The sequence below is a fragment of the Arthrobacter sp. TmtSoilC51 genome, assembly GCF_055388015.1.
Genome location: NZ_AP035877.1, coordinates 1,969,413 through 1,994,066, shown reverse-complemented (window position 1 = coordinate 1,994,066; position 24,654 = coordinate 1,969,413). Strand labels below are relative to the sequence as shown.

Annotated in this window: 18 protein-coding genes and 1 pseudogene; 10 read left to right on the top strand and 9 right to left on the bottom strand. The window is 62.2% G+C overall.

Annotation, left to right across the window (positions count from 1 at the left end):
• The first annotated feature begins 16 nt into the window (after positions 1-16).
• The 4 genes from lpdA to ACZ5G6_RS09060 all read left to right on the top strand — a co-directional run bounded on the left by lpdA (position 17) and on the right by ACZ5G6_RS09060 (position 4,415).
• On the top strand, positions 17-1,399 hold the full coding sequence (lpdA, locus tag ACZ5G6_RS09075) for a dihydrolipoyl dehydrogenase (protein ID WP_498690884.1): 1,383 nt from the start codon (positions 17-19) through the stop codon (positions 1,397-1,399).
• 114 nt (positions 1,400-1,513) lie between these two features.
• Positions 1,514-3,283 (top strand): 2-oxoglutarate dehydrogenase, E2 component, dihydrolipoamide succinyltransferase, encoded by a 1,770-nt coding sequence (sucB, locus tag ACZ5G6_RS09070; RefSeq protein ID WP_498690882.1) that lies wholly within the window; start codon positions 1,514-1,516, stop codon positions 3,281-3,283.
• Between the two features lie 162 nt (positions 3,284-3,445).
• Positions 3,446-3,799, top strand: a complete 354-nt coding sequence (locus tag ACZ5G6_RS09065) for a hypothetical protein (protein ID WP_223936761.1) — start codon at positions 3,446-3,448, stop codon at positions 3,797-3,799.
• 187 nt (positions 3,800-3,986) lie between these two features.
• Complete coding sequence (locus ACZ5G6_RS09060; protein WP_223936760.1) at positions 3,987-4,415, top strand: OsmC family protein; 429 nt, start codon at positions 3,987-3,989, stop codon at positions 4,413-4,415.
• Positions 4,416-4,514: 99 nt separating this feature from the next.
• Here the strand turns inward: ACZ5G6_RS09060 and ACZ5G6_RS09055 are convergent.
• Together ACZ5G6_RS09055 and ACZ5G6_RS09050 are read right to left on the bottom strand one after the other, a co-directional pair.
• A pseudogene (locus ACZ5G6_RS09055) lies at positions 4,515-5,273 on the bottom strand (IS30 family transposase); the annotation flags it as partial.
• Positions 5,274-5,545: 272 nt separating this feature from the next.
• The gene (locus ACZ5G6_RS09050; RefSeq protein WP_498690881.1) at positions 5,546-9,052 is read right to left on the bottom strand and encodes a S41 family peptidase; all 3,507 of its coding nucleotides are present in this window, start codon (positions 9,050-9,052) and stop codon (positions 5,546-5,548) included.
• Between the two features lie 97 nt (positions 9,053-9,149).
• Here ACZ5G6_RS09050 and ACZ5G6_RS09045 point away from each other — a divergent pair, with 97 nt between their 5' ends.
• Positions 9,150-10,049 carry a TIGR01777 family oxidoreductase gene (locus tag ACZ5G6_RS09045; protein ID WP_223936756.1) on the top strand — a complete coding sequence of 300 codons (900 nt, stop codon included), beginning with the start codon at positions 9,150-9,152 and terminating at the stop codon, positions 10,047-10,049.
• A gap of 40 nt (positions 10,050-10,089) precedes the next feature.
• Here the strand turns inward: ACZ5G6_RS09045 and ACZ5G6_RS09040 are convergent, their stop codons facing one another.
• Positions 10,090-11,694: a serine/threonine protein kinase gene (locus tag ACZ5G6_RS09040; RefSeq protein WP_498690876.1), complete on the bottom strand. Its 1,605-nt coding sequence runs from the start codon at positions 11,692-11,694 to the stop codon at positions 10,090-10,092.
• 150 nt (positions 11,695-11,844) lie between these two features.
• Between ACZ5G6_RS09040 and lipB the strand changes: the two genes are divergently transcribed.
• From lipB to ACZ5G6_RS09025, 3 genes are all read left to right on the top strand, one after another.
• Positions 11,845-12,513: a lipoyl(octanoyl) transferase LipB gene (lipB, locus tag ACZ5G6_RS09035; protein WP_223936753.1), complete on the top strand. Its 669-nt coding sequence runs from the start codon at positions 11,845-11,847 to the stop codon at positions 12,511-12,513.
• Complete coding sequence (gene lipA / locus ACZ5G6_RS09030) at positions 12,510-13,517, top strand: lipoyl synthase (protein WP_223936751.1); 1,008 nt, start codon at positions 12,510-12,512, stop codon at positions 13,515-13,517. The genes lipB and lipA overlap by 4 nt, the downstream gene beginning before the upstream one ends.
• Before the next feature lie 113 nt (positions 13,518-13,630).
• Entirely contained in the window at positions 13,631-14,392 is a 762-nt protein-coding gene (locus tag ACZ5G6_RS09025) for a DUF4191 domain-containing protein (RefSeq protein ID WP_223936749.1), read from the top strand.
• A gap of 78 nt (positions 14,393-14,470) precedes the next feature.
• Here the strand turns inward: ACZ5G6_RS09025 and ACZ5G6_RS09020 are convergent, their stop codons facing one another.
• Positions 14,471-14,908 carry an RDD family protein gene (locus ACZ5G6_RS09020; protein ID WP_223936748.1) on the bottom strand — a complete coding sequence of 146 codons (438 nt, stop codon included), beginning with the start codon at positions 14,906-14,908 and terminating at the stop codon, positions 14,471-14,473.
• A 325-nt stretch (positions 14,909-15,233) separates the two neighbouring features.
• Between ACZ5G6_RS09020 and glnA (ACZ5G6_RS09015) the strand changes: the two genes are divergently transcribed.
• Positions 15,234-16,658, top strand: a complete 1,425-nt coding sequence (glnA, locus tag ACZ5G6_RS09015; protein WP_216923010.1) for a type I glutamate--ammonia ligase — start codon at positions 15,234-15,236, stop codon at positions 16,656-16,658.
• A 161-nt stretch (positions 16,659-16,819) separates the two neighbouring features.
• On the opposite strand, the gene ACZ5G6_RS09010 is transcribed toward glnA (ACZ5G6_RS09015), so the two are convergent.
• The 3 genes from ACZ5G6_RS09010 to ACZ5G6_RS09000 all read right to left on the bottom strand — a co-directional run bounded on the left by ACZ5G6_RS09010 (position 16,820) and on the right by ACZ5G6_RS09000 (position 18,639).
• Positions 16,820-17,173 (bottom strand): hypothetical protein, encoded by a 354-nt coding sequence (locus ACZ5G6_RS09010; RefSeq protein ID WP_498690874.1) that lies wholly within the window; start codon positions 17,171-17,173, stop codon positions 16,820-16,822.
• A gap of 618 nt (positions 17,174-17,791) precedes the next feature.
• Positions 17,792-18,007, bottom strand: a complete 216-nt coding sequence (locus ACZ5G6_RS09005; RefSeq protein ID WP_498691818.1) for an AsnC family protein — start codon at positions 18,005-18,007, stop codon at positions 17,792-17,794.
• 62 nt (positions 18,008-18,069) lie between these two features.
• Positions 18,070-18,639: a GNAT family N-acetyltransferase gene (locus ACZ5G6_RS09000; RefSeq protein WP_498691817.1), complete on the bottom strand. Its 570-nt coding sequence runs from the start codon at positions 18,637-18,639 to the stop codon at positions 18,070-18,072.
• A gap of 62 nt (positions 18,640-18,701) precedes the next feature.
• Here ACZ5G6_RS09000 and ACZ5G6_RS08995 point away from each other — a divergent pair, with 62 nt between their 5' ends.
• The gene (locus ACZ5G6_RS08995) at positions 18,702-20,189 is read left to right on the top strand and encodes an arylsulfatase (protein ID WP_223936744.1); all 1,488 of its coding nucleotides are present in this window, start codon (positions 18,702-18,704) and stop codon (positions 20,187-20,189) included.
• Between the two features lie 44 nt (positions 20,190-20,233).
• On the opposite strand, the gene ACZ5G6_RS08990 is transcribed toward ACZ5G6_RS08995, so the two are convergent.
• Together ACZ5G6_RS08990 and glnA (ACZ5G6_RS08985) are read right to left on the bottom strand one after the other, a co-directional pair.
• Positions 20,234-23,245, bottom strand: a complete 3,012-nt coding sequence (locus ACZ5G6_RS08990; protein ID WP_223936743.1) for a bifunctional [glutamine synthetase] adenylyltransferase/[glutamine synthetase]-adenylyl-L-tyrosine phosphorylase — start codon at positions 23,243-23,245, stop codon at positions 20,234-20,236.
• Positions 23,246-23,254: 9 nt separating this feature from the next.
• Positions 23,255-24,595 (bottom strand): type I glutamate--ammonia ligase, encoded by a 1,341-nt coding sequence (gene glnA / locus ACZ5G6_RS08985; protein ID WP_223936741.1) that lies wholly within the window; start codon positions 24,593-24,595, stop codon positions 23,255-23,257.
• Between the last annotated feature and the right edge of the window lie 59 nt (positions 24,596-24,654).

Here is a 24,654-nt window from a genome sequence, read left to right as displayed (position 1 = left end):
GCGAGGGAGCGTTTTAGTGGCCGATCAGGCAACTGCGCAAGAATTCGACATCCTGGTACTCGGTGGCGGCAGCGGCGGCTACGCCACTGCCCTGCGGGCCGTACAGCTTGGGTTCACCGTTGGCCTTGTGGAAAAGGCAAAGCTCGGCGGAACCTGCCTGCACAACGGCTGTATCCCCACCAAGGCACTCCTGCACTCGGCCGAACTGGCCGACCATGCACGCGATTCCGCCAAGTATGGCGTGAACGTCACGCTCGACAGCATCGACATGTCTGCCGTGAACGCATACAAGGACGGCATCATCGCCGGTAAGTTCAAGGGCCTCCAGGGACTCATCAAGTCCAAGGGCATCACCGTCATCGAGGGTGAAGGCAAGCTCCAGGGCAACAACACCGTCGTCGTGAACGGCACCTCTTACACGGGCAAGAACATTGTCCTGGCCACGGGTTCCTACTCCCGTTCACTCCCCGGCCTGGAAATCGGCGGCAAGGTCATCACCTCGGACCAGGCCCTCACCATGGACTACATCCCCAAGAGCGCGATCGTCCTCGGTGGCGGCGTCATCGGCGTCGAGTTCGCTTCCGTTTGGAAGTCCTTCGGCGTGGACGTCACCATCATTGAGGGCCTCCCCTCCCTCGTCCCCAACGAGGACGCCTCCATCGTCAAGAACCTTGAGCGTGCCTTCAAGAAGCGCGGCATCAAGTTCACCACCGGCATCTTCTTCCAGGGCGTTGAGCAGAACGACGACGGCGTCAAGGTCACCTTGGTTGACGGCCAGACGTTCGAAGCCGACCTCCTGCTCGTGGCCGTTGGCCGCGGTCCGGTGACCGCCAACCTTGGCTACGAAGAAGCAGGCATCACCATCGACCGAGGCTTCGTCATCACCAACGAACGCCTCCACACCGGCGTTGGCAACATCTACGCCGTTGGCGACATCGTCCCTGGCGTCCAGCTCGCACACCGCGGCTACCAGCAGGGCATCTTCGTCGCCGAGGAAATCGCCGGCCTGAACCCGGCAATCGTCGAAGACATCAACATCCCCAAGGTCACCTACTGCGAGCCGGAAATCGCAACGGTGGGCTACACCGAAAAGGCCGCCAAGGAGAAGTTCGGCGACGACCAGGTGCAGACCCAGGAATACAACCTTGCCGGCAACGGCAAGAGCTCAATCCTCGGCACCGGTGGCATCGTCAAGCTTGTCCGCCAGAAGGATGGCCCCGTGGTGGGCATCCACATGATCGGCTCCCGCATGGGTGAGCAGATCGGTGAAGCCCAGCTCATCGTGAACTGGGAAGCCTACCCGGAGGACGTGGCCCAGCTGGTCCACGCCCACCCCACCCAGAACGAAAGCCTGGGCGAAGCCCACCTCGCCCTCGCGGGCAAGCCGCTCCACGGCTAAGTCTTTACCCAAGACAAACGGACAGGGTGCATGCGGCGGAATCCGCCGCATGCACTCTGTCCGGACCAGCAGAATTCATCCGCACAAAAGATCAATAAGGAGAACGGGGACGACATGTCTGAATCCGTTAACTTGCCCGCCCTCGGTGAGAGTGTCACCGAAGGAACCGTCACCCGCTGGCTCAAGCAGGTTGGTGACCGGGTAGAGATCGACGAGCCGTTGCTCGAGGTTTCCACCGACAAAGTAGACACCGAAATCCCTTCTCCGATCGCAGGCGTCATCGAAGAAATCCTCGTCGCTGAAGACGAGACCGCAGAGGTTGGCGCCCCCTTGGTACGCATCGGCGACGGCTCCGGCTCCGCCGCGCCAGCGGCTGAAGAAGCGCCGGCCGCCCAGGAAGCACCTGCGGCTGCCGAGCAGGCTGCCCCCGCCGAAGAAGCCCCCGCTGCGCCCGCTGCTGAGGAAGCCCCTGCTGAAGCTCCTGCGGCCTCCGGCGGCGAAGGCCACGAAGTAACCCTCCCCGCCTTGGGTGAAAGCGTTACCGAAGGCACCGTCACGCGCTGGCTCAAGGCTGTTGGCGACACCGTTGAGGTGGACGAGCCCCTTCTTGAGGTTTCCACTGACAAGGTCGATACCGAGATTCCTTCCCCGGTTGCAGGCACTTTGCAGGAAATCCGCGTCAACGAAGACGAAACCGCCGAGGTCGGATCGGTTCTCGCCGTCATCGGCTCCGGCGCTGCCGCGCCTGCTGCGGCTCCAGCGCCCGCCGCCCCCGCGGCTGAAGCTCCCGCAGCTGCTCCCGCTCCTGCGGCTGATGCTCCCGCGCCGGCTACCGCTGCAGCGCCAGCTGCTCCTGCTGCCGCCTCCGCACCTGCGCCCGCTCCTGCTGCACAGGCTCCTTCTGCTGCACAGGCTCCTGCTGCACCGGCCGAAGCTGGCTCGTCCTCCGAGTCCGGCTACGTCACTCCCCTGGTACGCAAGCTGGCAAACCAGCAGGGCGTGGACATCGCTTCCGTGTCCGGCACCGGCGTCGGTGGCCGCATCCGTAAGCAGGATGTCCTTGCCGCAGCTGAAGCCAAGCAAGCCGCCGCAGCAGCGCCGGCCGCGGCCCCTGCTTCTGCTCCTGCCGCCAAAGCTGCGGCACCCGTTGTTGCCTCGTCCCTGCGTGGCACCACGGAGAAGGCTCCGCGTATCCGTCAGGTCATCGCCCGCCGTATGCGCGAGTCACTGGAAGTCTCCACCCAGCTGACCCAGGTGCACGAGGTCGACATGACCAAGATCGCCAAGCTCCGTCTGAAGGCCAAGAATTCGTTCCAGGCACAGAACGGTGTGAAGCTGACCTTCCTGCCGTTCATCGCCAAGGCCGTGGCGGAAGCACTGAAGCAGCACCCCAAGCTGAACGCTGCCTACGACGAGTCCAAGCAGGAAATCACCTACCACAACGCCGAGCACCTGGCTATTGCGGTAGACACCGACAAGGGCCTCCTGGTACCGGTGATCTCCGACGCCGGTAACCTCAACCTTGCCGGCCTGGCCGCTAAGATCGCGGACGTCGCAGGACGTACCCGCGATGGCAAGATCGGCCCCGACGAGCTGTCCGGCGGTACCTTCAGCATCACCAACATCGGTTCCGTTGGTGCCCTGTTCGACACCCCGATCATCAACCAGCCGCAGGTGGGCATCCTGGGTACGGGCGCAATCGTCAAGCGCGCCGTCGTGGTCGCCGACGAAAACGGCGACGATTCGATTGCCATTCGCTCCATGATGTACCTGTCGCTCACGTACGACCACCGCCTGGTGGACGGTGCGGACGCCGGCCGCTTCCTGCAAACCCTCAAGGCACGCCTTGAGGAAGGTGCTTTCGAAGCAGACCTTGGTCTGTAGCGCCAAGCACGTCTAGTCAACGGCAGGGCCGACTCCGGGGCAACCCGGAGCCGGCCCTGCCGCGTTTAATTCCCCATACGTGGCTTTGGCGAACACATGCGGCTTTGGGGAACCCGCGTGGCTTTGCTACAAGGCGTAGAACCAACTGGATAAGCTGGGGCCATGAGTATTCTCTTCAGCATTCTGGTGTTCTTGCACATCGTCGGCGCGGCCATGATTGTGGGCTACTGGATCGCCACCATCAAGACGCCCACCGTTCACCCCCGCCAGCGGGACGGCGCATTCCTGCAGCTGCTCACAGGCATCGCGATGATGGGTATCCTGCCACTGATGCCGGATGCCGATCCCAACTACTTCAAGCTCGGCATCAAGTTCGCGATCGGCGCGGCCGTTGCTGTCCTGGCAGTTATCGGTTCCCGCAAGGTCAAGAATGGCGAACCTGTCTCCACAGGGTTGGCCCACGGCGTTGGCGGACTGGCCTTGGTGAACATCGCCATCGCCACGATCTGGAACTGATCGCGCAGCAGAAGTAGCCGATCCGCCTTCGCCGGGCGGGTCGGCTGCTTTGTCCCGTGCTGGCCAGGGGTCACAATCCACTGACAGCGGAATGGCTGTGCAGCACGCGGGCCAAATCCATAGGATTGATCCGGTGGCAACCGCCGAAGGCTGGTTGCCGATTCACAACGACCCCAGAGGAGTGGACATGGCAGCAACACGCACCGCACACACGGTTTGGAACGGCAACCTGATTGAGGGCTCCGGCAACACGACCCTGGACAGCTCGGGCCTGGGCACGTTCGATGTCACCTGGAAGGCCCGCACGGAGCAGGCAGGCGGCAAGACGAGCCCCGAAGAGCTGATCGCCGCAGCCCACTCCGCATGCTTCTCCATGGCTTTCAGCAACACCCTTGCGCAGGCAGGATTTACCGCGGAGGAAATTCAGACGCAGGCCGACGTCACTTTCGTTCCGGGCACCGGCATCACTGGCAGCCACCTGACCATGACCGCCAGGATTCCGGGCATCTCGGAAGAGGAGTTCCGCCGCATCTCCGAAGAAGCCAAGACCGGCTGCCCCGTTTCGGGTGCGCTTGCCAGCATTGAGATCACCCTGGACGCAACGCTCGCCGCATAGCTCAGGCAGGCTTCGCAGCACCAACACAGCATCACAGCAAAGGCCCCGCGGCCTCCCGGTCAGGGGGCGGTTTCAAGGGGTCGTTGCAACACCTGCTGGTTAGGTGGTTAGTAGTAAATCACGTAAACGCTCGGCTGGAGTCTTCCAGCCGAGCGTTTTGCGTGGGCGACCGTTGAGTTCCTGGGCGACGTGTTCGAGATCTTCGGGTCCGTAAACGGACAGGTCGGTTCCTTTAGGGAAGTACTGTCGCAGCAGCCCGTTGGTGTTCTCGTTGGATCCGCGTTGCCAGGGGCTGGCGGGGTCGCAGAAGTAGACCTGCATGTCAGTGGCGAGGGTGAACGATTTGTGTCCTGCCATTTCCGCGCCCTGGTCCCACGTCAGGGAGCCGCGAAGGTGCGCTGGCAGGGTGGCCATGGTCTTGATGAGTCCATCGCGGACAGTTTCTGCGCTGTGGTCCCGTGGCAGGTGGACGAGCATGACGTAGCGGGTGGTGCGTTCGACTAGGGTCGCGATGGCGGACTGGTTGAGTGTGCCGGTGATGAGGTCTCCTTCCCAGTGGCCGGGTATGGCGCGGTCCTCGATTTCTGGCGGGCGTTCGGAGATCATGACCATGGGGTCCACAAACCTGGGCGTGCGTTGCTCGCCGGATTGGTGGGGTTTACGCCGAGTCCGTCCCGTGCGTAGGGCTGCCTGTATCTCGCGTTTAAGCCCGCCTCTGGCTTGGATGTAGAGGGCTTGGTAGATCGTCTCTGGGCTCACACGCATCTCCGGTCTGTCGGGGAACTCGTCGACCAACGCGTGGCTGATCTGCTCCGGTGACCAGCGTAAGAGCAGCTTGTCCTTTACGTAGTCCCGCAGGCGCCTTCCTCGCCCATTGACCGCACGTATTCCGGTTCAGGCCAAGCTCCTCAGCAGCAGCCGTCACTGTCCCTAACCGGTCCAGGGCAGCAAAGAATTGATCCTTCTGCTGCTGGGTGTACTTCCTTCCTGACGGGGACGTCCCCCTTAAAGACGACACGGTCGTTGCAACTCCCAAAAATGATGGGTGTTGCAACGACCGCTAGAACCCGCCGGGAAGGCTACGGGGCCTTTCGCAATTTTCATCGCGCCGCGAACTTGAAACGGCGCAGCTAGCCCTTTTGTGGACGGGCAGGCAACGGGGCTGGCCGCACCTGGCGATAACCTTCTCGCAACGGAGGTCGGTCAGTGGGTAGCTCCTGGATCATTTCCTTGAGCGCGCCAATGCCGTACTCAAGTTGCGGATCTGTGCCTGCTGCGTAGGCATGCGGCGGGAAGAGAACTTCGATGTCGGGTTCCACACCGCGGTTTTCAACATCCCAGCCGATCCCACCGCCAAACCATGTGGCATAGCGGGGCTGGGTCACCCCGGTACCATCAGCCAGCGCAAAGCGGTTGTCAATGCCCACCACTCCGCCCCAGGTCCGTACGCCGATGACTGGCCCGATGCCCCTCAGCTTGGACACTTGCGTGATGATGTCGCCATCGGACCCAGCAAATTCGTCGGCCAGGATAATCACGGGGCCCCGGGGAGCATGGTGCGGGTAAGTCCGCGGCTTCTCGCCACGCGGCATGCTCCAGCCAGTGACCTTCCGGCCAATGAGCTCGGCCACCAGTTGTGAGGTGTGCCCCCCACGGTTACGCCGGACGTCTACAATCAAGCCGTCCAAGGCGGTCTCTGTATCGAGGTCACGATGCAGCTGGGCCCACCCGTTGGCCATCATGTCCGGAATGTGCAGGTAACCGAACTTGTCGCCTGACGCCTCACGAACTGTGCGTCGATTGGCCCGGACCCAGTCCTGGTAGCGCAACCGCTCCTCGTCACGGATCGGAACCACGGCAACCCGTCGTTGGACACCCGCGGCCTCGCCATGTCCGGCGCCATTCAAAAGTGTCAATTCAACGGTGCGCCCCGCTGCACCCACCAACTGCATGGCTGGCGGCAGCGCCGCGGAAAGCTCGACGCCGTCAATCGCCAGGAGGACGTCGCCCACCTTCGCATCCGCGCCGGGACGCGTTAACGGCGAGGTGGCCAATGGATCAGAAGACTCTCCAGCCAGGATTCTGGTTATTTCCCAGCCCTTGCTGCCGAGCTGCAACTCGGCCCCCAGTCTGCCTTGACCGTTGCGGCCAGGTTCAGTCACCGGAAGAGGCCGCACATAGGCATGCGAGGTGCCCAGTTCGCCGTGGATCTCCCACAACAGGTCCACGAGGTCGTCGTGGGAACCGAGCCGGTCCACAATCGGACGGTAGCGTTTATAGACCGAATCCCAGTCCTGCCCGGCCATGTCCGGAGCCCAGAAGAAGTCCCTCTGCAGGCGCCATGCTTCGTCGAAGGCCTGGCCCCAGGCAGCCACGGGATCCAGGATCACGCGGATCCTGTTGAGATCCACTTTGACCAGTTCCCCGGATTCCTCGTCCACCTTGGTGTCTGACGGAATTGACATGATCTGCTTATCAAGGACATAGACCACCCTCTTGCGATCGCCCGACAACCGATAGCTGTCCACGGCGGCAACGAGGGTGGATTCCTTGCGCTTGGCAAGGTCGAAGCGCACCAAGGACGGGGCAGTCTTCTTATCCTGCAGGGTGCCCTTCCCTTCGCCAGTGACACCCGACAGCTCAGTATCAAGCCACAGCAGCGCCCCGTCGCCTGCTGCGAGTGCGGAGTAGTTTCCCTGCGCCACAGGCACCGTGATGACACGGTGCGCAAGGCCATCTGCATCCACGCGCACAACTGGCGCGCCGCCGTCGTCGGGCTTTGCTGTGGTGGCCGGCAGATCCTCAAGCTCGTCCACGGACGGCCCGAACGGGGACGGCGTATCAGCAGCCAAGGCCAGCAGGTACGGCTTGATGGGACTCGGGAAGGAAAGGTCGAACGAATGTCCGTCATAGACGGGGTCAAAGCTTCGGTTGGACAGGAAAGCCAGGAACTTCCCGTCCGGCGTGAACCGGGGTGATTCATCGCAGAAGCGTCCGTCAGTGGCATCGATGATGCCGGCGTCAGGTTCCGCGGGGCGGACCAACCGAAGCTTGCTGCGGGAACCGAACGACGTCACCGGCTCGGACCAGGCAAGCCACTGCGAATCAGAGGACCACGACAATTGTTCAACGCTGCCTTCGCCAATACTCACCAGACGCGTCAGTGTCCCGGTGGTCGTGTCAGCTACGAAAACGTCACCAAAAGCCGTGCCGATGGCCACCCAGCGACCATCAGGGCTGGCTTCCAGCGCGCTCGTCCTTGTAGGTGCAGGGAAGTCCAGGCGGAGGTCGTCCGCTTCCTCGACAGCTATGGGAGCGACAGGTACCCCAGTTCCCCCCACAGTGTCTGCTGAGGGGTGGGCATGAGCGGCTTCATCGGGGTTTTCCGCCGCAAGGTCCGTATTCGCGGCCTGGTTGGCTGACGCGTTCATGGAGGAACCTTGCGCCAGGACGTTCGTCGCAGAAACCGGTTTGGGGAGTTCGGCTTCACTGGAGACAACAGCCGGCTCCGCAGCCTTCGGCACGTCAACGACTCCGGACAAACGGGCGGCGATGCGCTTGACGTACAGGGCCTCCACTCCCCCGTGGTCGGCCACGTAGGCGATCCGGCCATCCGTCAAGGGGCGCGGAAGGCGGGCCCGGACACCCGGTGTCGCTTCGACCACCCGCGACGGCCCGTCCTTGTGGCGGAGCCAATGGATGGTGCCATGTGACTCAACGGCGCTGGCCGTTCCTGCAGTGTTCGGAAATACATCGCCCAAATGCGCAGACGCTTTCAGTGGTGCGGGGCGCCGTGCCGGCGATGCAGAGCCGAGCGTGATGTCCAGCTTCACGGCTTCAGCATCGGCGTCGAGTGAGGGCAGGATCCAGAGTTCACCAGCAGATTCGAAGATTATCCGCTGGCCATCCGTGCTGGCGTGCCGGACATAGAAATCTTCATGGTCAGTGTGACGGCGCAGTCCTGAGCCGTCGGGAAGCACTGAATAGAGGTTTCCGTAGCCTTCGTGGTCTGAAAGGAAGGCGATGCGTCCTTGGATCCACAGCGGGTCAGTCAGGTTGCCCTCAACCTCGGGGATCAAACGCTCGAACTCACCGTTACCGTCAGCGTCAATCCACAACTTGCCTGCGGTGCCGCCCCGGTAACGTTTCCACCAAGCCGGCTCCCGGGAAAGGACGCTCGCCAGGACCACGGGCTTCTCGTCACCGATTTCCGGTCCGAACGCCACCGCCTCCACCGGCCCGAAAGGAAGTTCGACGGCGGCACCTCCGTCCAAGGGGAGGCTATAGGCGTACGTGTGGCGGCTCTCGGATTGCTGGAAGGCACTGGTGACGAGGACGTTTCCAGCCGGCGTGAAGCCCTTGACCCGGGTTGTGCTGTGTCCGAAGTAGCTCAGCTGCCTGTACCGGCCGCCGTCGACGTCCGCCGTGACAACCTCCGGTGCCGTACCAACAATGGCAGTCCACACGAGCCGTTTGCCATCGGGAGTGAAACGGGGATTCCTTGCCGGCAACTGCTGGGACGAAACACGCCATGCCCTGCCACCAGAGATGGGGGCGATCCAGATGTCGTCTTCGGCCACGAACGTGACCAGTTCGCCATGCACATGCGGGAAACGGAGGTAGCTGGAGGAGGTCATTGTTCGATCATAGTCAAGAGGCACGCCGTCAAGAGGCACGCGCCCCGCGCTTCGCGCGGTGTTTCCGCCACATGCCGGGATCGTGGTGAGATGGGTCATGCGAATCGTTTTGTCGGGAGCCTCAGGCATGATTGGGACGGCTTTGTCCGCGCATTTGAGAAGTGAGGGCGATGAGGTCATCCGGCTGGTCCGGCGGCCTGCCATGGCAGCCGACGAAAGAACATGGGATCCAGCCACTGGAGTCTTGGACGAGGCATTCCTTGAGGGCGCAGACGCGGTGGTCAACTTGTCCGGCGCTGGAATCGGAGACCGGCCCTGGACCAAGCGAAGAATCAACATCCTTCGTGAGTCGCGTCTTCAGCCAACCCGCACACTCACTGCGGCGATGCGTCGCCTTGGCCAGCCAACCTTGTCCTTTGTCAGCCAGTCCGCGTCCGGCTATTACGGTGCCTCCCGGGACGGCGTGCTCCGTGAGGACTCCGGTCCAGGCGCGGGAGTGCTGGGTCCGCTGTGCGTCGAATGGGAGCATACGGCCAGAACCGCCCCATCCAGCGTAAGGGTAGTTACCCCCAGGACGGGCGTGGTTTTGAGCACTTCCGGCGGTGCGCTCGGCCCGATGCTTCCCCTGCTCAGGCTTGGGCTTGGCGGACCCTTCGGAAACGGGCGACAATTTTGGCCTTGGATCACGCTCGCCGACGAAGCCGCTGCACTCGCTTTCCTCCTCAAGTCCGATCTGGAAGGCGCAGTCAACGTGTGCGCCCCGGAAAGCGCAGACGTTAACGCCATTGTCGGGCGGCTGGCGAAAGCGTTCCACCGACCTGCCTTCGTCCGCGTCCCACGGCCTGCCCTGCGGCTTGTCCTTGGCCAACTTGCGGACGAACTCGTCCTAGCCAACCAAAGAATGGAACCAGCCAAGCTCGCCGCCGCTGGTTTTCACTGGCAACACCCGAGCCTCGACGAAGCCATGGCTTGGCTGACAAGCGGCTCTTCGCGCTGAATCGTCCAACCCACCGCAAGCAACCTCGTTGGCAGTACCGCTAGCCAGGACCAAGAATCTCGGAGATCTTCCATTGTCCAGTCGAACGGACAAGGACGAGACGCAACTCCTGGGGTTTCCCGACCGCCTGGGACTTCACCAAGTGATCGGAGGCATCGCGCTCTTCGTAGCCAGAGGTCGTTGCGGTCAGGGCAATGACGGCCTGACCGGCCTCCACCGTGCCGGTCACTGCCACGCCGCTCAGGCTCGTGGTGAGTCCGGCAAAGCGGATACCGGTGGCCCTTAATTGCTGCCCCAACGCGGCGTCTGCCGCTTCGGCAGGAGAGCCTGCTGCGTTGACGCTTGCAAGCAATTCGTGACGATCCAGACCCAGCGCCATGTCCCGTACAACCGAAAGCGCATAGGCCGCCGTTACCGGATCCTCGGAGCCGAGCGCGTCCGAAAGCGCGTCCGGAAGCGAATCCGAAAGGGACCGACCGTCCACCACCGTTGTCCCTTCGGTTGCTACGGACGTCGAACCCGCTGCAGGCTCCTGGATTCCCAGCCAGGTGGCCCACCCAACCGCACCAGCCAGCACTCCCGCAGCCACTACGAATGCGACGCGGACGCTGGCACGTGGCCCACGCTGCAGTTGCCTTTTTCGCTTGCGGCGTTCGGGACGCGGAGTCATTGTTGTCCGCAGTGCCCGGAGCTGCAAGACGGCACCGAACAGTCGGCTCCTTCGCCGTGGTCGCCCGCCGGCCTGCCGCCGGGTGATCAACTCAGGGATCACCGATGGGTGTACGGACCCGGCAAGATCCACTGGTTGTGCCGCGGCGCTGCGATAGATCGCAGTGCCCAACTCCCTGGCGGTAGGACGCGCCCGCGGATCAGGATCCAGTCCCGCCTCAAGGGCAGCGGCGAGGCCTTTGGGTACATCGGGGACCAAAAGAGGAAGCGGTGGGCGATGCTTGGCGGGTTCCGGCGCCGCGCCAGTCAAGCAATACCACCCAAGCGCGGCTAACGAATAGACGTCCCGTTGCGGCTGCAGGGTTTCTTCTACTCCATCTCCGGTGAGCCGCGCAGCAACATAACCGTCCATGAAGCCAGCCGTGCCGACGTCGAGGCTTTGGTTCTCTTCCCCTACAACGCCCGCCACACCAAGGTCTGTCACCAGGGGCTTGCCTTGGGCGGTGAACAACACATTGCCCGGCGAAATATCCCCATGGGCCGTCCCCTCGGCATGGAGGTAGGACAATACCTGGGCAACAGGGGTCAGTATCGTCACGGTTTCCCCGACTCCAAGCTTGCGCCGGACGCCCACCAGGTTCGCAAGGGAACCTCCGGACGCATAGTCCATCACCAGGCCAAAACTGCCCCGGCGCCCGCCACCCAACTCCACCACGTCGTGAATCCGGATAAGGTGCTCGTGCTTAAGCCTGGACAGGATCCGAACCTCACGGAGGGCACTTTCGTGGCCCGGTGCCGCCAGCCCCCGGGACTCCTTGCCCGGCTTGGCTGTGACGCACTTGATGGCGAAGCGGGCGCCGTCCTTGTCCCTGCTGGCAAGCCAGACTATCGAGGAGCCACCCGTTCCCAGTGGACGTGATGGCGTGTATCCCGGAATGTGCGGGACCAAGCCGGCAGAAGCATCCGTAGTTTCCATATCCAAGGTCTACCGGATGATCGGATTTCCCGCAGAAGTTATCCACAGGCACTGCCAGGCCGCGACGCCGGACGGCCACGATGACGGATGCGACTGAGAGGTTCACCACAAAATCATGGTGAGTGACGTGCTGGGTCTAAGCTTGAACCCATGACTCTTGAGTTTTCACAACTGGGTCTTGCCCCGGATTTCGTTGATTACATGCAGGGCTGGGACCTACAGCGCGAAATCCACAACAAAGTTGTTGCCGGCGAGAAAAACAGCACCGTACTGCTCCTCGAGCACGCCGCCGTGTACACGGCAGGCAAGCTCACCGAAGACCACGAGCGCCCCTTTGACGGCACGCCCGTGGTTCCCGTGGATCGCGGTGGTAAGTTGACGTGGCACGGCCCCGGACAACTCATCGCCTATCCGATCCTCAAGCTCAAGAACCGCGCAGGAATCCGGGACTACGTCGAGCGGCTCGAAGCCACCATGATCGCCGTCATGACGGACTACGGGATCCCCGCAGTCACCGTGAAGGGCCGGGCCGGCGTATGGATCCTCGCCGATGACAAGGGACCGGACCGCAAGATCGCAGCGATCGGCATCCGGGTCCTGGACGGCGTCACCATGCATGGTGTGGCCATTAACTGCAGCAACGACCTCGCGCCCTATGCGCAGATCATCGCGTGCGGCATCACCGACGCCAGCGTCACCACCATGTCGCTGGAAACCGGCCGGACCATCAACCCGGCTGACATCGTTGACCGCTTCGTGGAAGAGTTCCGCAAACATGAAGAAGCACTCGTTTCCACCCCAGAAGGAGCACTCCAGTGACCCTGGCACCTGAAGGCCGTAAGTTGCTGCGCGTTGAGCAGCGCAACTCGGCTGTCCCGGTTGAACGCAAGCCCGAGTGGATCAAGGCCAAGGTCCAGATGGGGCCGGAGTTCGTCGGGCTGAAGAACCTGGTGAAGAAGGAAGGCCTGCACACCGTGTGTGAGGAGGCCGGCTGCCCGAACATTTTCGAGTGCTGGGAAGACAAGGAAGCGACGTTCCTGATCGGCGGGTCCGAATGCACGCGGCGCTGTGATTTCTGCCAGATCGATACCGGCAAACCTTCCCCGGTGGACATGTTCGAACCCACCAAGGTGGCCCGGAGTGTCCAGGCCATGCAGCTGCGCTACGCCACGGTGACCGGTGTGGCCCGTGATGACCTCGCCGACGAGGGTGTGTGGCTGTACGCCGAAACGGTCCGCAAGATCCACGAACTGAACCCGGGCACCGGGGTGGAGCTGTTGATCCCGGACTTCTCCGGCAAACCCGAACACATCAAGGCGATCTGCGATTCCAAGCCCGAGGTGTTCGCGCACAACGTGGAGACCGTGCCGCGGATCTTCAAGCGGATCCGCCCGGCGTTCCGGTACGAACGCTCCCTGGATGTCATCACCCAGGGCCGGGACCTGGGCATGGTGACCAAGTCCAACCTGATCCTGGGCATGGGCGAAACCCGCGAGGAAATCTCCGAAGCGCTGCGGGACCTGCACGCCGCAGGGTGTGACCTGATCACGATCACCCAGTACCTGCGCCCGTCCGAACGGCACCTGCCCGTGGACCGGTGGGTCAAGCCGCAGGAGTTCGTGGACCTCCAGCACGAGGCCGAGGAGATCGGCTTCCTCGGCGTGATGTCCGGGCCCCTGGTCCGCTCCTCGTACCGTGCCGGGCGTTTGTGGGCCACCGCGATGCGCAAGAAGGGCTGGGAAATCCCCGCCGCCCTGGCCCACATCGAGTCCTCCGGCACCACCCGCCAGGAAGCCTCCACCATCCTCGCCGCACACGCCTAAGCCCACAGCAAAAGGCATCTCAGCAGCAGCACCAGCGAGTAGTACCGAAGGGCCGGATGCCGTGCGTAATGGCGTCCGGCCCTTCGGCGTCCATCACGTAGAATTAAGGCACTATGGCGAATTCCTCTGATTCCAGCAAATCGACCCCCTCGGCCGACGCCCCCAAGCGTGGGCTGTTCCAGCGCAAGCCCAAAGAAGCCAAGGCCAAGAAGCCGAGCCAGCTGAAGCAGATCGCTGAAGTCTTCAAGATGACGCGGCGCAATGATCCACAGGTCGTGTGGATCATGTTGCTGGCGTTCCTGGCGGTAGTTGCCGTCGCCTTCCTCATCGGATTCCTCCTGGAAAACTGGGTCACCGGCCTAATCATCGGTATTCCGCTGGGTCTTCTGGCCGCCGTTTTTATCCTCTCCCGTCGCGCAGAGAAGGCTGCCTTCGCGCAGATCGAGAACCAGCCGGGTGCTTCCGGCGCGGCCTTGGGCACTCTTCGCCGTGGCTGGGTCACCCAGGATCAGCCTGTCGCGGTTAACCCGCGCACCCAGGACGCCGTGTTCATGGCAATTGGTCGTCCAGGCGTGGTTTTGGTCAGCGAAGGCCCCACGCACCGGGTTAAGCCGTTGGTGGAAGCTGAGCGCAAGCGCCTCACGCGCATCCTGCCCAACGTCACCATCCACGTTCTGGAATCCGGTCGCGGTGAGGGCCAGGTACCTTTGAACAAACTCGCCAAGACCATGGGCAAGATGAAGAACGAACTCACCAAGGTGGAGGTCAACGCTGTGTCCAAGCGCATCAACTCCCTTGGTACCCGCCTGCCGATCCCCAAGGGCATCGACCCCTACAAGGCCCGCCCGGACCGCAAGGCCGCACGCGGACGCTGATTGTCTGTAGCCGCTGATTGTCCATAACGAAAACCGCCCCCGTCTCGTGAGAGACGGGGGCGGTTTTCCTTATGGACCCTACATCCGAATCAGGATGGTATTCATGGCTTTATCGTGAAGTCCACGCTGGTCGGGGTCAAAGATGACGGCAGGGATAACCAGGCACAGGAGCAAGGTACGCACCACAGCGGCAAGGGGGCCTGCCGGACCTCCGCCCAAGCGGACCACATGAATACCGGCAATTCTGTGTCCGATGCTGTAGCCCAGGGTGCCGATCAGCAGAATCTGTTCCACGGCAAAGACTGCGAGCGTCGCCCACTGGTTGCCGCCGAATGCGAAGTTGCTGATGACCAGGGCAATTGTCCAGTCGATCACAATGCCCAGGATCCGGCGTCCAGCCCTCGCCATCGAGCCTGGTCCGGCCTCAGGAAGGCCGAGTCTCTCGCCCGGATATTTGGAGATGCCGGAAGTGTCCGGCCCGCTCAGCCAGGAGCCTATGTCTTTTCGATCAACCACACTCCAAGCCTAACGGCTGGCCGACGGATGGTCCGACGTCGGAGGCCGCCTTTCGTGCCTGCGGCTGGGCAGACATAGCGCCAAAGTGTTCGCCCACTGGACCCGCGTAGACCTGGCACCGGAAAGCCGACTACCGTTTACACAACAGATGATTCTGTAACCTGCCCGAAACAATACTGACACTCCCGGGAAATCCCATCTCTCTAGGGTGGTATGAGTTGCTAGCCACCGCGGCAAGGGGAATTTTTTGTGTCTCCGGGCCTCCGGCATGGGCTGGCCCACGCGGCCTTCCGGGCCTGTTACTTGATATGCATAAGGAGCATAGATGTTCAAGACTGCGGACGAAGTCCTCAAGTTCATCAAAGACGAAGACGTCAAATTCGTCGATATCCGCTTCACCGACCTTCCGGGCGTCCAGCAGCACTTCAACGTGCCGGCGAAGAGCGTAGACCTCGACTTCTTCGTGAACGGTCAGCTCTTCGACGGATCTTCCATCCGCGGCTTCCAGGGCATCGCTGAGTCCGACATGCAGCTCATCCCGGATGTGACCTCGGCTTTCATCGACACATTCCGCATCGAGAAGACGCTTGCACTGAACTTCTCCATCGTGAACCCCCGTACGGGCGACCCCTACCACCGCGATCCCCGCGGCGTGGCAGAGAAGGCTGAAGCGTACCTGGCTTCCACCGGCATCGCCGACACCGCGTTCTTTGCTCCCGAAGCCGAGTTCTTCGTCTTCGACAACATCCAGTACCAGTCCTCGCCGCAAGGCAGCTTCTACAAGATTGATTCCGAGGAAGCCCACTGGAACACCGGCCGCAAGGAAGAGGGTGGAAACCTCGGCTACAAGACCCCCGTCAAGGGCGGCTACTTCCCGGTTTCCCCCACCGACAAGCAGGCTGACCTCCGCGACGCCATGTGCGTTGAGCTGGACAAGGCCGGCCTCGAGGTCGAGCGCTCCCACCACGAAGTTGGCTCCGCCGGCCAGGCAGAGATCAACTACAAGTTCACCACGCTGACCGCAGCTGCTGACGACCTCCAGAAGTTCAAGTACGTCATCAAGAACACTGCAGACGCATGGGGCAAGTCCGTCACCTTCATGCCGAAGCCGGTCTTCGGTGACAACGGCTCGGGCATGCACTGCCACCAGTCGCTGTGGAGCAATGGCGACCCCCTGTTCTACGACGAGAAGGGCTACGCTGGCCTCTCCGACACCGCTCGCTGGTACATCGGCGGCCTGCTGAAGCACTCCTCCGCAGTCCTCGCGTTTACCAACCCGACGGTTAACTCCTACCGCCGCCTGGTCAAGGGCTTCGAAGCTCCGGTCAACATGGTGTACTCGCAGGGCAACCGCTCTGCTGGTATCCGTATCCCGATCACGGGTTCCAACCCGAAGGCCAAGCGCATCGAATTCCGCGCTCCGGACCCCTCGTCCAACCCGTACCTGGCGTTTGCTGCCCAGCTGATGGCCGGCATTGACGGCATCCGCAACCGCATCGAACCGCCGGCTCCCATCGACAAGGACCTCTACGAGCTCCCGGCCGAGGAAGCCAAGGACATCCCCAAGGCTCCGGGTTCCCTCGAAGAGGCCCTCGAAGCCCTGCGCGAGGACAACGAGTTCCTGCAGGCTGGCGGCGTCTTCACCCAGGACCTGATCGATACCTGGATTGAATACAAGTACGAGAATGAGATTCGCCCGCTGTCACTGCGCCCGAACCCGTACGAGTTCGAGCTCTACTACGGCGTCTAGCAACACCGGCGGCTAAACCAGGTTTAGTCCACAGGGATCCCCCGGATTCCCGAGAGAGAAGGGCCGGCAACAGGCTAATACCTGTTGCCGGCCCTTCTTTGTTGGCCGCCGATGGCGTTTGGAGGCCGCAAAATGCCCGCAACGCTATGGCGTGCTGCTGTCTACTCGGATTCCTTGCCCTGATCCCGGTCGCGGATGTTCTTTCCGAACTCGTCCAGTTTCTCCCTGACGGCCTTTGCGGCGTCTGAAAGGCCTTTTTCTGCGCTGCTCAGGGGATCCAGTTGGAGGTAGACGTGCTGATCAATCGGGAGGTCGTACTCATCCTTCAGATGCGTGCCGCCGGAGACGCCTTCAAGCGATAGGTATACAAGCGCCTCGGTCCTTGCGATGCCCGCGATCGTCCCGAAGACAACCGTGAAATCGTTGGGTTGAAAGCTAATGGACTGACCCACGTGGCGGCGATCCAACTCTCCAGCAGGAATGGCCTTCTCAAACGAACTTCCGTTGTATTCCATGTACTTCTCCTAAGGCATCGAGAGTAGTTACGGAACGAGTCTATAAGCGTTGCCAACGGACGAGCCAGCACCTTGGCCTAAGTTCTTTAGTGCCCGGTTTTCGGGACTTCTCCGGGTTTCTGCGGGGCTGCGCACTCCACGCAAAAGACCCGATCGGTTTCTTCACCGCAGCACTGACAGCGGTGAATCAGTGCCGCTTGTTCAATCACATAGGCTGTCATAGCAAATATGCTGCCCAACAGGAGTACCTGAGGACACGAGTAGTGTGTACTCGTCTTTTAGGCCGCGAGCACAGGTACTACTTGGTTTCGAAAAGACCCAGCCCCTCCGGGCCAGCAGCAGGGGCAGCAGCAGCCATCAGTGAAAGGCCTTGCGCTCCCCCGTCAGCTTGTCCCGATTCGGCGTCGGCAAACGTTGCGAAACAACGTCGGCACGCATAGACATCGCCACGGCCATGCCGGGAAGACCAGTGCGGCCCCGCCTGCTCACAGCGGAAGCACGACGCATCTGAGAAGAGTGCACCCTCCGAATCCCGCCTGACTGTCACGCGAGAATCCTAAGGGACACCGGGCCCGGACGAACAGACCCCATGGGCGGCGCCGTTCCCCCGGACTGGTCCTACTGCTTCCCGTACTTCTTGTGTACCGCCTGCTTCGTAACACCGAGGCAAAGTGCGATTGCTTCCCACGACAAACCGGCCTGCCTGGCTGCACGCACCAGGGAAGCCTCAGCCCTGCCAACCTCCTTGTGAAGTTCAGCTATGGCATACAGCGCCTCCGCGGGCCCCATGCCGTCCATTGATCCAACAAGGGTTTTCATTCTGTCCACCTCCATGGCGTCAACCATAATTGACGCCATGGTGTTCGTCAACCTATGTTGACGGTAACCCTCGAGACCTAAGCGCCCTCAAAGGCCCTGTACATAATGCGCTGCGGACCGGAGTTGCCGCCGAGGTAGCGCCCGGATTCCACAAAGCCCGCCTTTGCATAAGCCGAGAGGCCTGCAAGGTTGCGTTCATTGACGGAAAGCACGACGCCGGCCTGGCCGCCACCCTGCCTGGCCGTCAGTTTGCGGGCTTCCTCCACTGCAGCCTTTGCGGCGAGGGTGCCGAGGCCCCGACCTTGGGATTTCGAGTCGATAAGGAATCCCCGAAGGAGCCAGACGGAATCGTCATCCTGCCATCCCGCGAGGCGCGCCGCTCCGGATTGCAGGGTCAGGACTCCCACGCCCAGCCCTCCAGCTTCAATCACGTAGGGGAACCGGGATTCCTCTTCGAGACTCACCAGCATCATGCGAAGGGGGTCGCCGACAAAATCACGCTGGGCTGGCTCCACCGCCATTTCCGCCACTGCGCCCAACTGGATGGCGCGCGCGTCATCGTCCAGCAGCTTGAGGGCTATGAGCCAGATCATCGCGCCGTGATCATTATCGATCAAAAATCCTTCATTCGAGTCATAATCGAGCATTCCGGGACCACTCACACTTATGGTTGATCCAAGAGATTCCTACGACTAAAGGAACCACCCCGATGCCCCAGCCTAACGTCATCCTGATCTGCGTGGACGAGTGGAGGGGCGACTGCTTATCCGCGGAAGGCCACCCTTATATGGAGACTCCCCACCTCGATGAACTGGCCAGGAACGGGGTCAGGTTCTCCAAGGGTTACTCTGCAACGCCATCGTGCGTGCCCGCGCGCGTTGCCCTCTTCACCGGCCAATCGCAGGAGCGGCACGGGCGCGTTGGCTACAACGACGGCGTTCCTTTCCATGCCGCACACCCGTTGACAATTCAGGACGAGTTCCGGAAGGCCGGTTACCATACCCAGGCCATTGGAAAGATGCATGTTTGGCCGGAGCGTTCCAGGCTTGGATTCGACGATGTCATCCTCCACGATGGCTTTCTGCACCATGCCCGGCGTAACCACCAGCAGCACTTCGCCATGTTCGACGACTATGTCCCTTGGCTGCGGAGACAACCTGGAATGGGACCGGACGCTGACTACTTTGACCATGGCGTGAACTGCAATTCACTGGTCGCGCGCCCTTGGGATAAGGCTGAGAACCTTCACCCGACGCACTGGATCGGATCACAAGCCATCGAGTGGATGCACCGGCGCGATCCCGTGAAGCCGTTCTTCCTCTACCTGTCCTTCCATCGTCCGCACCCACCGTACGATCCGCCGTCGTGGGCGTTCGATCAGTACCTCAACATTCCTGCCTATGAGCCGGTGGAAGGGAACTGGGAGCATCACTGGGATGAGCACAGGCAGGACGGCAACTACCAAGCAAGCATTGGCAACATTCCGGACCGCGTTGTCCATCGGGCCCGCGCGGGCTACTACGGCCTGATGGCGCAAATCGACCTCCAAATCAACCGGATCAAGGAGTCCTTGGTTGACTTCGGGCTCTACGAGGATACTGTCATAGCCTTTACCAGCGATCACGGCGAGATGATGGGTGATCACCACATGTTCCGAAAGGCAGTGCCCTATGAAGGTTCTGCCAGAGTGCCTTTCATCATCGCCAACGCAGCGTCAGCACAGGACTCGGCCCGTGGAGCAGTAGTGGACCACGTTGTCGAGCTCCGGGACATCATGCCCACGCTCCTGGACCTCGCAGGGCTGCCGATACCGGAATCAGTGGATGGGAAGTCCCTGGCGCCCATCGTGCGCGGCCAGAGCACAGAAGCGGTCCGCGGTGTTCTGCATGGAGAGCACCTTTACTGGGGCCAAAACCTGCACTGGCTGACCGATGGCCGCCACAAGTATATTTGGGGTTCCGGCAAGGGCACCGAGGAACTGTTCAACCTCGACGACGACCCCCAGGAATGCGCGAACCTCGCCGGGGACGAGGCACACCAAGCCACACTTGAGCACTGGCGCGGCCTTATGGTGGAAACATTGCGGGAACGGGAAGAGGGCTTCGTGATGGACGGCAAACTCGTGCCTGGGGCACAGGTAGTCGCCATGCTGCGGCACGTCCGTGAGGCGGTGGCAGCCGCTGGAGCCGAAAAATGACACAAGTGGACTTCAGCAGTGGCCAAGCCCTGGCCCGGCTGGCCTCAATTGCCGTAGAACTCCTTTTCGAAGACGGCCCGGGCCCGGCGGCTGAGTCGCAGGTAGTCCTCCTCGAACTGTCCTGCAGTTCCGGGCGCATAGCCACACCAACGTGCCACCGCTTCAAGGTCCCTACGGGACGATGGAAGTACGTCCGATGCCCGGCCGGTCACAATGACGTTCGCCGACCGGATGCGGCTGGCGAGCTTCCAGGCCTCCCGTAAGAGCCCGGCGTCGTCCTTGCCCACAAGCCCAAGTTTCTCGGCGGCGGCAAGTGCCTCCAGAGTCGACGTGGTCCGCAGCCCGGGGTGCTTGCCCGCGTGCTGCAGCTGGATGAGCTGGACAAGCCATTCAACATCGCTCAATCCACCGCGGCCAAGTTTCACGTGGCGGGCCGGATCTGCGCCGCGAGGCAGCCGCTCCGATTCCACCCGGGCCTTGATGCGCCTGATTTCCCTGACGTCCTGTTCAGAGAGTTCAGCCGGGTAGCGGATGGGATCGATGAGCTGAAGGAAGTCTTCTGCCAATTCGTCCGAGCCGGCCATGGGACGCGCACGCAACAGCGCCTGCGCCTCCCAAATCAGGGACCACCGCCGGTAGTACTCGGCATAGGACTCCAACGACCGGACCATAGCACCGTTCTTGCCTTCGGGTCGCAGATCCGCGTCCACCATCAATACCCGTTCTGCCATGATTGCGGGCTTGAGCGGCTGGGTCAGAAGGCTGGATACTTTGGCGACAATCGCCGTCGCCTGCTCCTGGGCTTCCTCATCCGTGAATCCGGGCCGGGCACGGTGAACATACATGACGTCCGCGTCTGAGCCGTAGCCGATCTCACGGCCACCCTGCCTGCCCATCGCTACGACCAGGACCTCGGTTTTCAAAGGTTCCGATTGGGTAGCAATGGCTTCTGCCACATGCAAGGCTCCAAGCACGGCCGCGCGGTCTGTCTCGGCCAACGCCAATCCCACGGCATCCTGGTCAAGCAATCCGGCGCTGTCAGCAATCGCGGTCCGCAGTATCTCCCGGCGACGGATCAACCTGATGAGGCGCATGGCACTTTCCGGATCCGGGTGCCGGGATAGTTTGGACCGGATTTCCTGCCATTGTGCCTCGAAGGGGATCGGCGCGAGATCCTTGTCGCTGCCAAGCCAGGCCACGGACTCCGGCGAGACTTCCAAGAGATCTGAAATGAGCCGGGAATTGGCAAGCACCTGGCAGAGGCGCTCAGCTGCCGCTTGCGAATCGCGAAGCATGCCCAAATACCAGTGCGTGGTCCCCAAGGCCTCGCTGACCCGTCGGAATGCCAGTAGGCCCGCGTCCGGATCCACGCCCTCGGCAAGCCAGCCAAGGAGAATGGGCAGCAGTTGCCGCTGAAGTGCCGCACGCCGGCTGACACCGGCCGTCAGCGCCTCAATGTGCCGCATTGCGCCCTTGGGATCCAGGTAGCCAAGGGCAGCAAGACGGCCTTGGGCTGCTTCCGGGCTCAGTTTGGCGTCTTCGCTGCTGAGTTTCGCCGCGGTATTGAGCAGGGGCCGGTAGAAAATACGCTCGTGCAGCTCCCGCACGGACCGCTTGGTCTTCTGCCAGGTTGCCATCAGCTGGTCAGGATGTGGGCGTTCCAGGGAAAACGGACCCAGGACAGCCTTGGCCAGCACACGCTGCGCATCCTCCGCCACGGGCATGAGGTGGGTCCGTCGTAACTGAAATAACTGAATCCGGTGTTCCAGGAGCCGAAGATACCGGTAGGCGTTGTCGAACCCTGCAGCGTCGATGCGTCCGATGTAGCCGCCCGCGGACAACGCGGCAATGGCCGAGGTCGTGTCCCGGCAGCGAAGCGACTCGTCCGATTTGCCATGAACAAGCTGCAACAACTGCACAGTGAATTCGACGTCGCGCAGGCCGCCACGCCCCAGTTTGATCTGCCGCTGTTCCTCGGCTGCCGGAATGTAATCAGTGACCCGACGCCTCATGGCCTGGACGGACTCGACGAAGCCATCGCGTCCGGCGGAGGCCCACACGAGTGGTTCCACTGCCTTTTCATACCGCTGGCCCAGTTCACGGTCACCCGCAATCGTCCGCGCCTTCAGCAATGCCTGGAATTCCCAGCTCTCAGCCCATCGGGCGTAGTAGCTCAAGTGTGAGGCGAGGGTCCGCACCAACGGCCCTGATTTCCCTTCCGGGCGAAGATTGGGGTCCACTTCCCACAAGCCCGGTTCAGGCGCCGACGAGGAAATCGCCCGCGAGATTCCGGATGCCAAGGCGGTGCCGATGGTCGCGGCGCGGGCGTCGTCCAGCTCCTCCGCCTCGATAACGTAAATGACATCGACGTCGGAAATGTAGTTAAGCTCGCGGGCACCACATTTGCCCATGCCGATGACTGCGAGCCCGACGTCGGCCACCTCCGAGGCGTCGAACTGTGCAGCCGCCTCGGCCCTGGAAACGGCCAGTGCAGCTTCAATGGCAGCACCGGCGAGGTCTGCCAGCTCTGCACCCACGGCAGGCATGAAGTCTTGCGGCGACGCCGCACAGAGGTCCTTGATGGCCAGCTCTGTTAGCCCGCGGCGGTACGCCGTCCGCAACGCCGCATACGCCGGAAGCCCGGTCAACCCCGCCACGGGGCGCTGCGCCCCTGGCTCGGCCTTGACCGAGCGAAGGAGCAGGGACCTGAGCTCTTCGCTTGATGTCGGGAGCGGCTCCGGGCTTACCCGCGCGTCAAAGACGTCCAGATGCTCCGGCCTGCGCATGAGGAACTCCCCCAGCGCCTCCGATGCCCCCAACAGCCGGTACAGGGATTCGCTCGTGTCCGGATCCGCGGCGGCCAACTTCTTGAGGCCAGGATTCTTCTCAATCAACCGGACCAGTGACTGCAGCGCGGTATCCGGGCTCGCCGCCAAGGAGAGCCCGGCGAACAGGGCATCTTGTTCGATGCCTTCCAACTCCGGGGCAGCAAGAAACCGCTCGCCCTTTTCCAGGTCATTGAATCCGGCTGAGATGAGCCGACGTGCAAGGCTCATTGGCCCTGCCTACAGAATGCCGAGGTTGCGCTGCAGCTCGTACGGCGTGACCTGGAGGCGGTAGTCCTGCCATTCGGCGCGCTTGTTGCGCAGGAAGTGTTCGAAGACCTGCTCACCCAGGATCTGGGCTACAAGCTCGGACTCCTCCATTGCCCGGATGGCGTCGTGAAGGCTGGCAGGCAACGGGGCGTGGCCCATGGCTTTGCGCTCGGCCGTGGTCAGCGACCAGACGTCGTCTTCGGCAGCTGCCGGAAGTTCGTAGCCCTCCTCGATGCCCTTCAAGCCGGCACCCAAAAGGACGGCATAGGCCAAGTAAGGGTTGGTGGCGGAATCGATGCCGCGGTATTCGATGCGCGCCGACTGGCCCTTGCCGGGCTTGTACAACGGAACGCGTACCAGCGCGGAGCGGTTGTTGTGGCCCCAGCTCAGATAGCTCGGTGCTTCACCGCCGCCCCAGAGGCGCTTGTACGAGTTCACGAACTGGTTGGTGACGGCGGTGAATTCGGGAGCGTGCTTGAGGATACCGGCGATGAATTGGCGGGCAGTCTTGGACAGCTGGAACTCAGCGCCGGCCTCGAAGAATGCGTTGGTGTCGCCCTCGAAGAGTGAGAAGTGTGTGTGCATGCCGGAGCCGGGGTGGTCAGTGAACGGCTTGGGCATGAACGTTGCATACGTCCCCTGCTGCAGGGCAACTTCCTTGATGACCGTGCGGAACGTCATGATGTTGTCCGCAGTCTGCAGGGCATCCGCGTACCGGAGGTCAATCTCGTTCTGGCCCGGGCCGCCCTCGTGGTGGCTGAACTCCACCGAGATACCCACCGATTCCAGCATGGTGACTGCGGTACGGCGGAAGTCCTGGGCCACACCACCCGGGACGTGGTCGAAGTAGCCGCCTTCATCAACGGGAACCGGCGAACCGTTGGGGCCAAGGTCCTTTGACTTCAGCAGGTAGAACTCAATTTCAGGATGCGTGTAGCAGGTAAAACCCATATCCGCGGCTTTTGCAAGGGTCCGCTTGAGGACGTTGCGGGGATCCGCTGCCGACGGTTCGCCGTCCGGCGTCAGGATGTCGCAGAACATCCTGGATGTTTGTTCGGTCTCGCCGCGCCAGGGCAGGATCTGGAAAGTGGAGGGGTCCGGCTGTGCCAGCATGTCCGACTCAAACACCCGGGCAAGGCCCTCGATCGCTGAACCATCAAATCCCAGGCCTTCTTCGAAGGCGCCTTCAACTTCGGCGGGCGCAAGAGCCACAGATTTCAAGGAACCCACGACGTCGGTGAACCACAAGCGTACGAAGCGCACGTCACGCTCTTCGATCGTCCGCAGAACGAACTCTTGCTGGCGGTCCATAGGGCCTCTTTTCCGGTTCGGTGTCCATGCCGCGGTTCCCATCATTGAAGCCGCGGCAG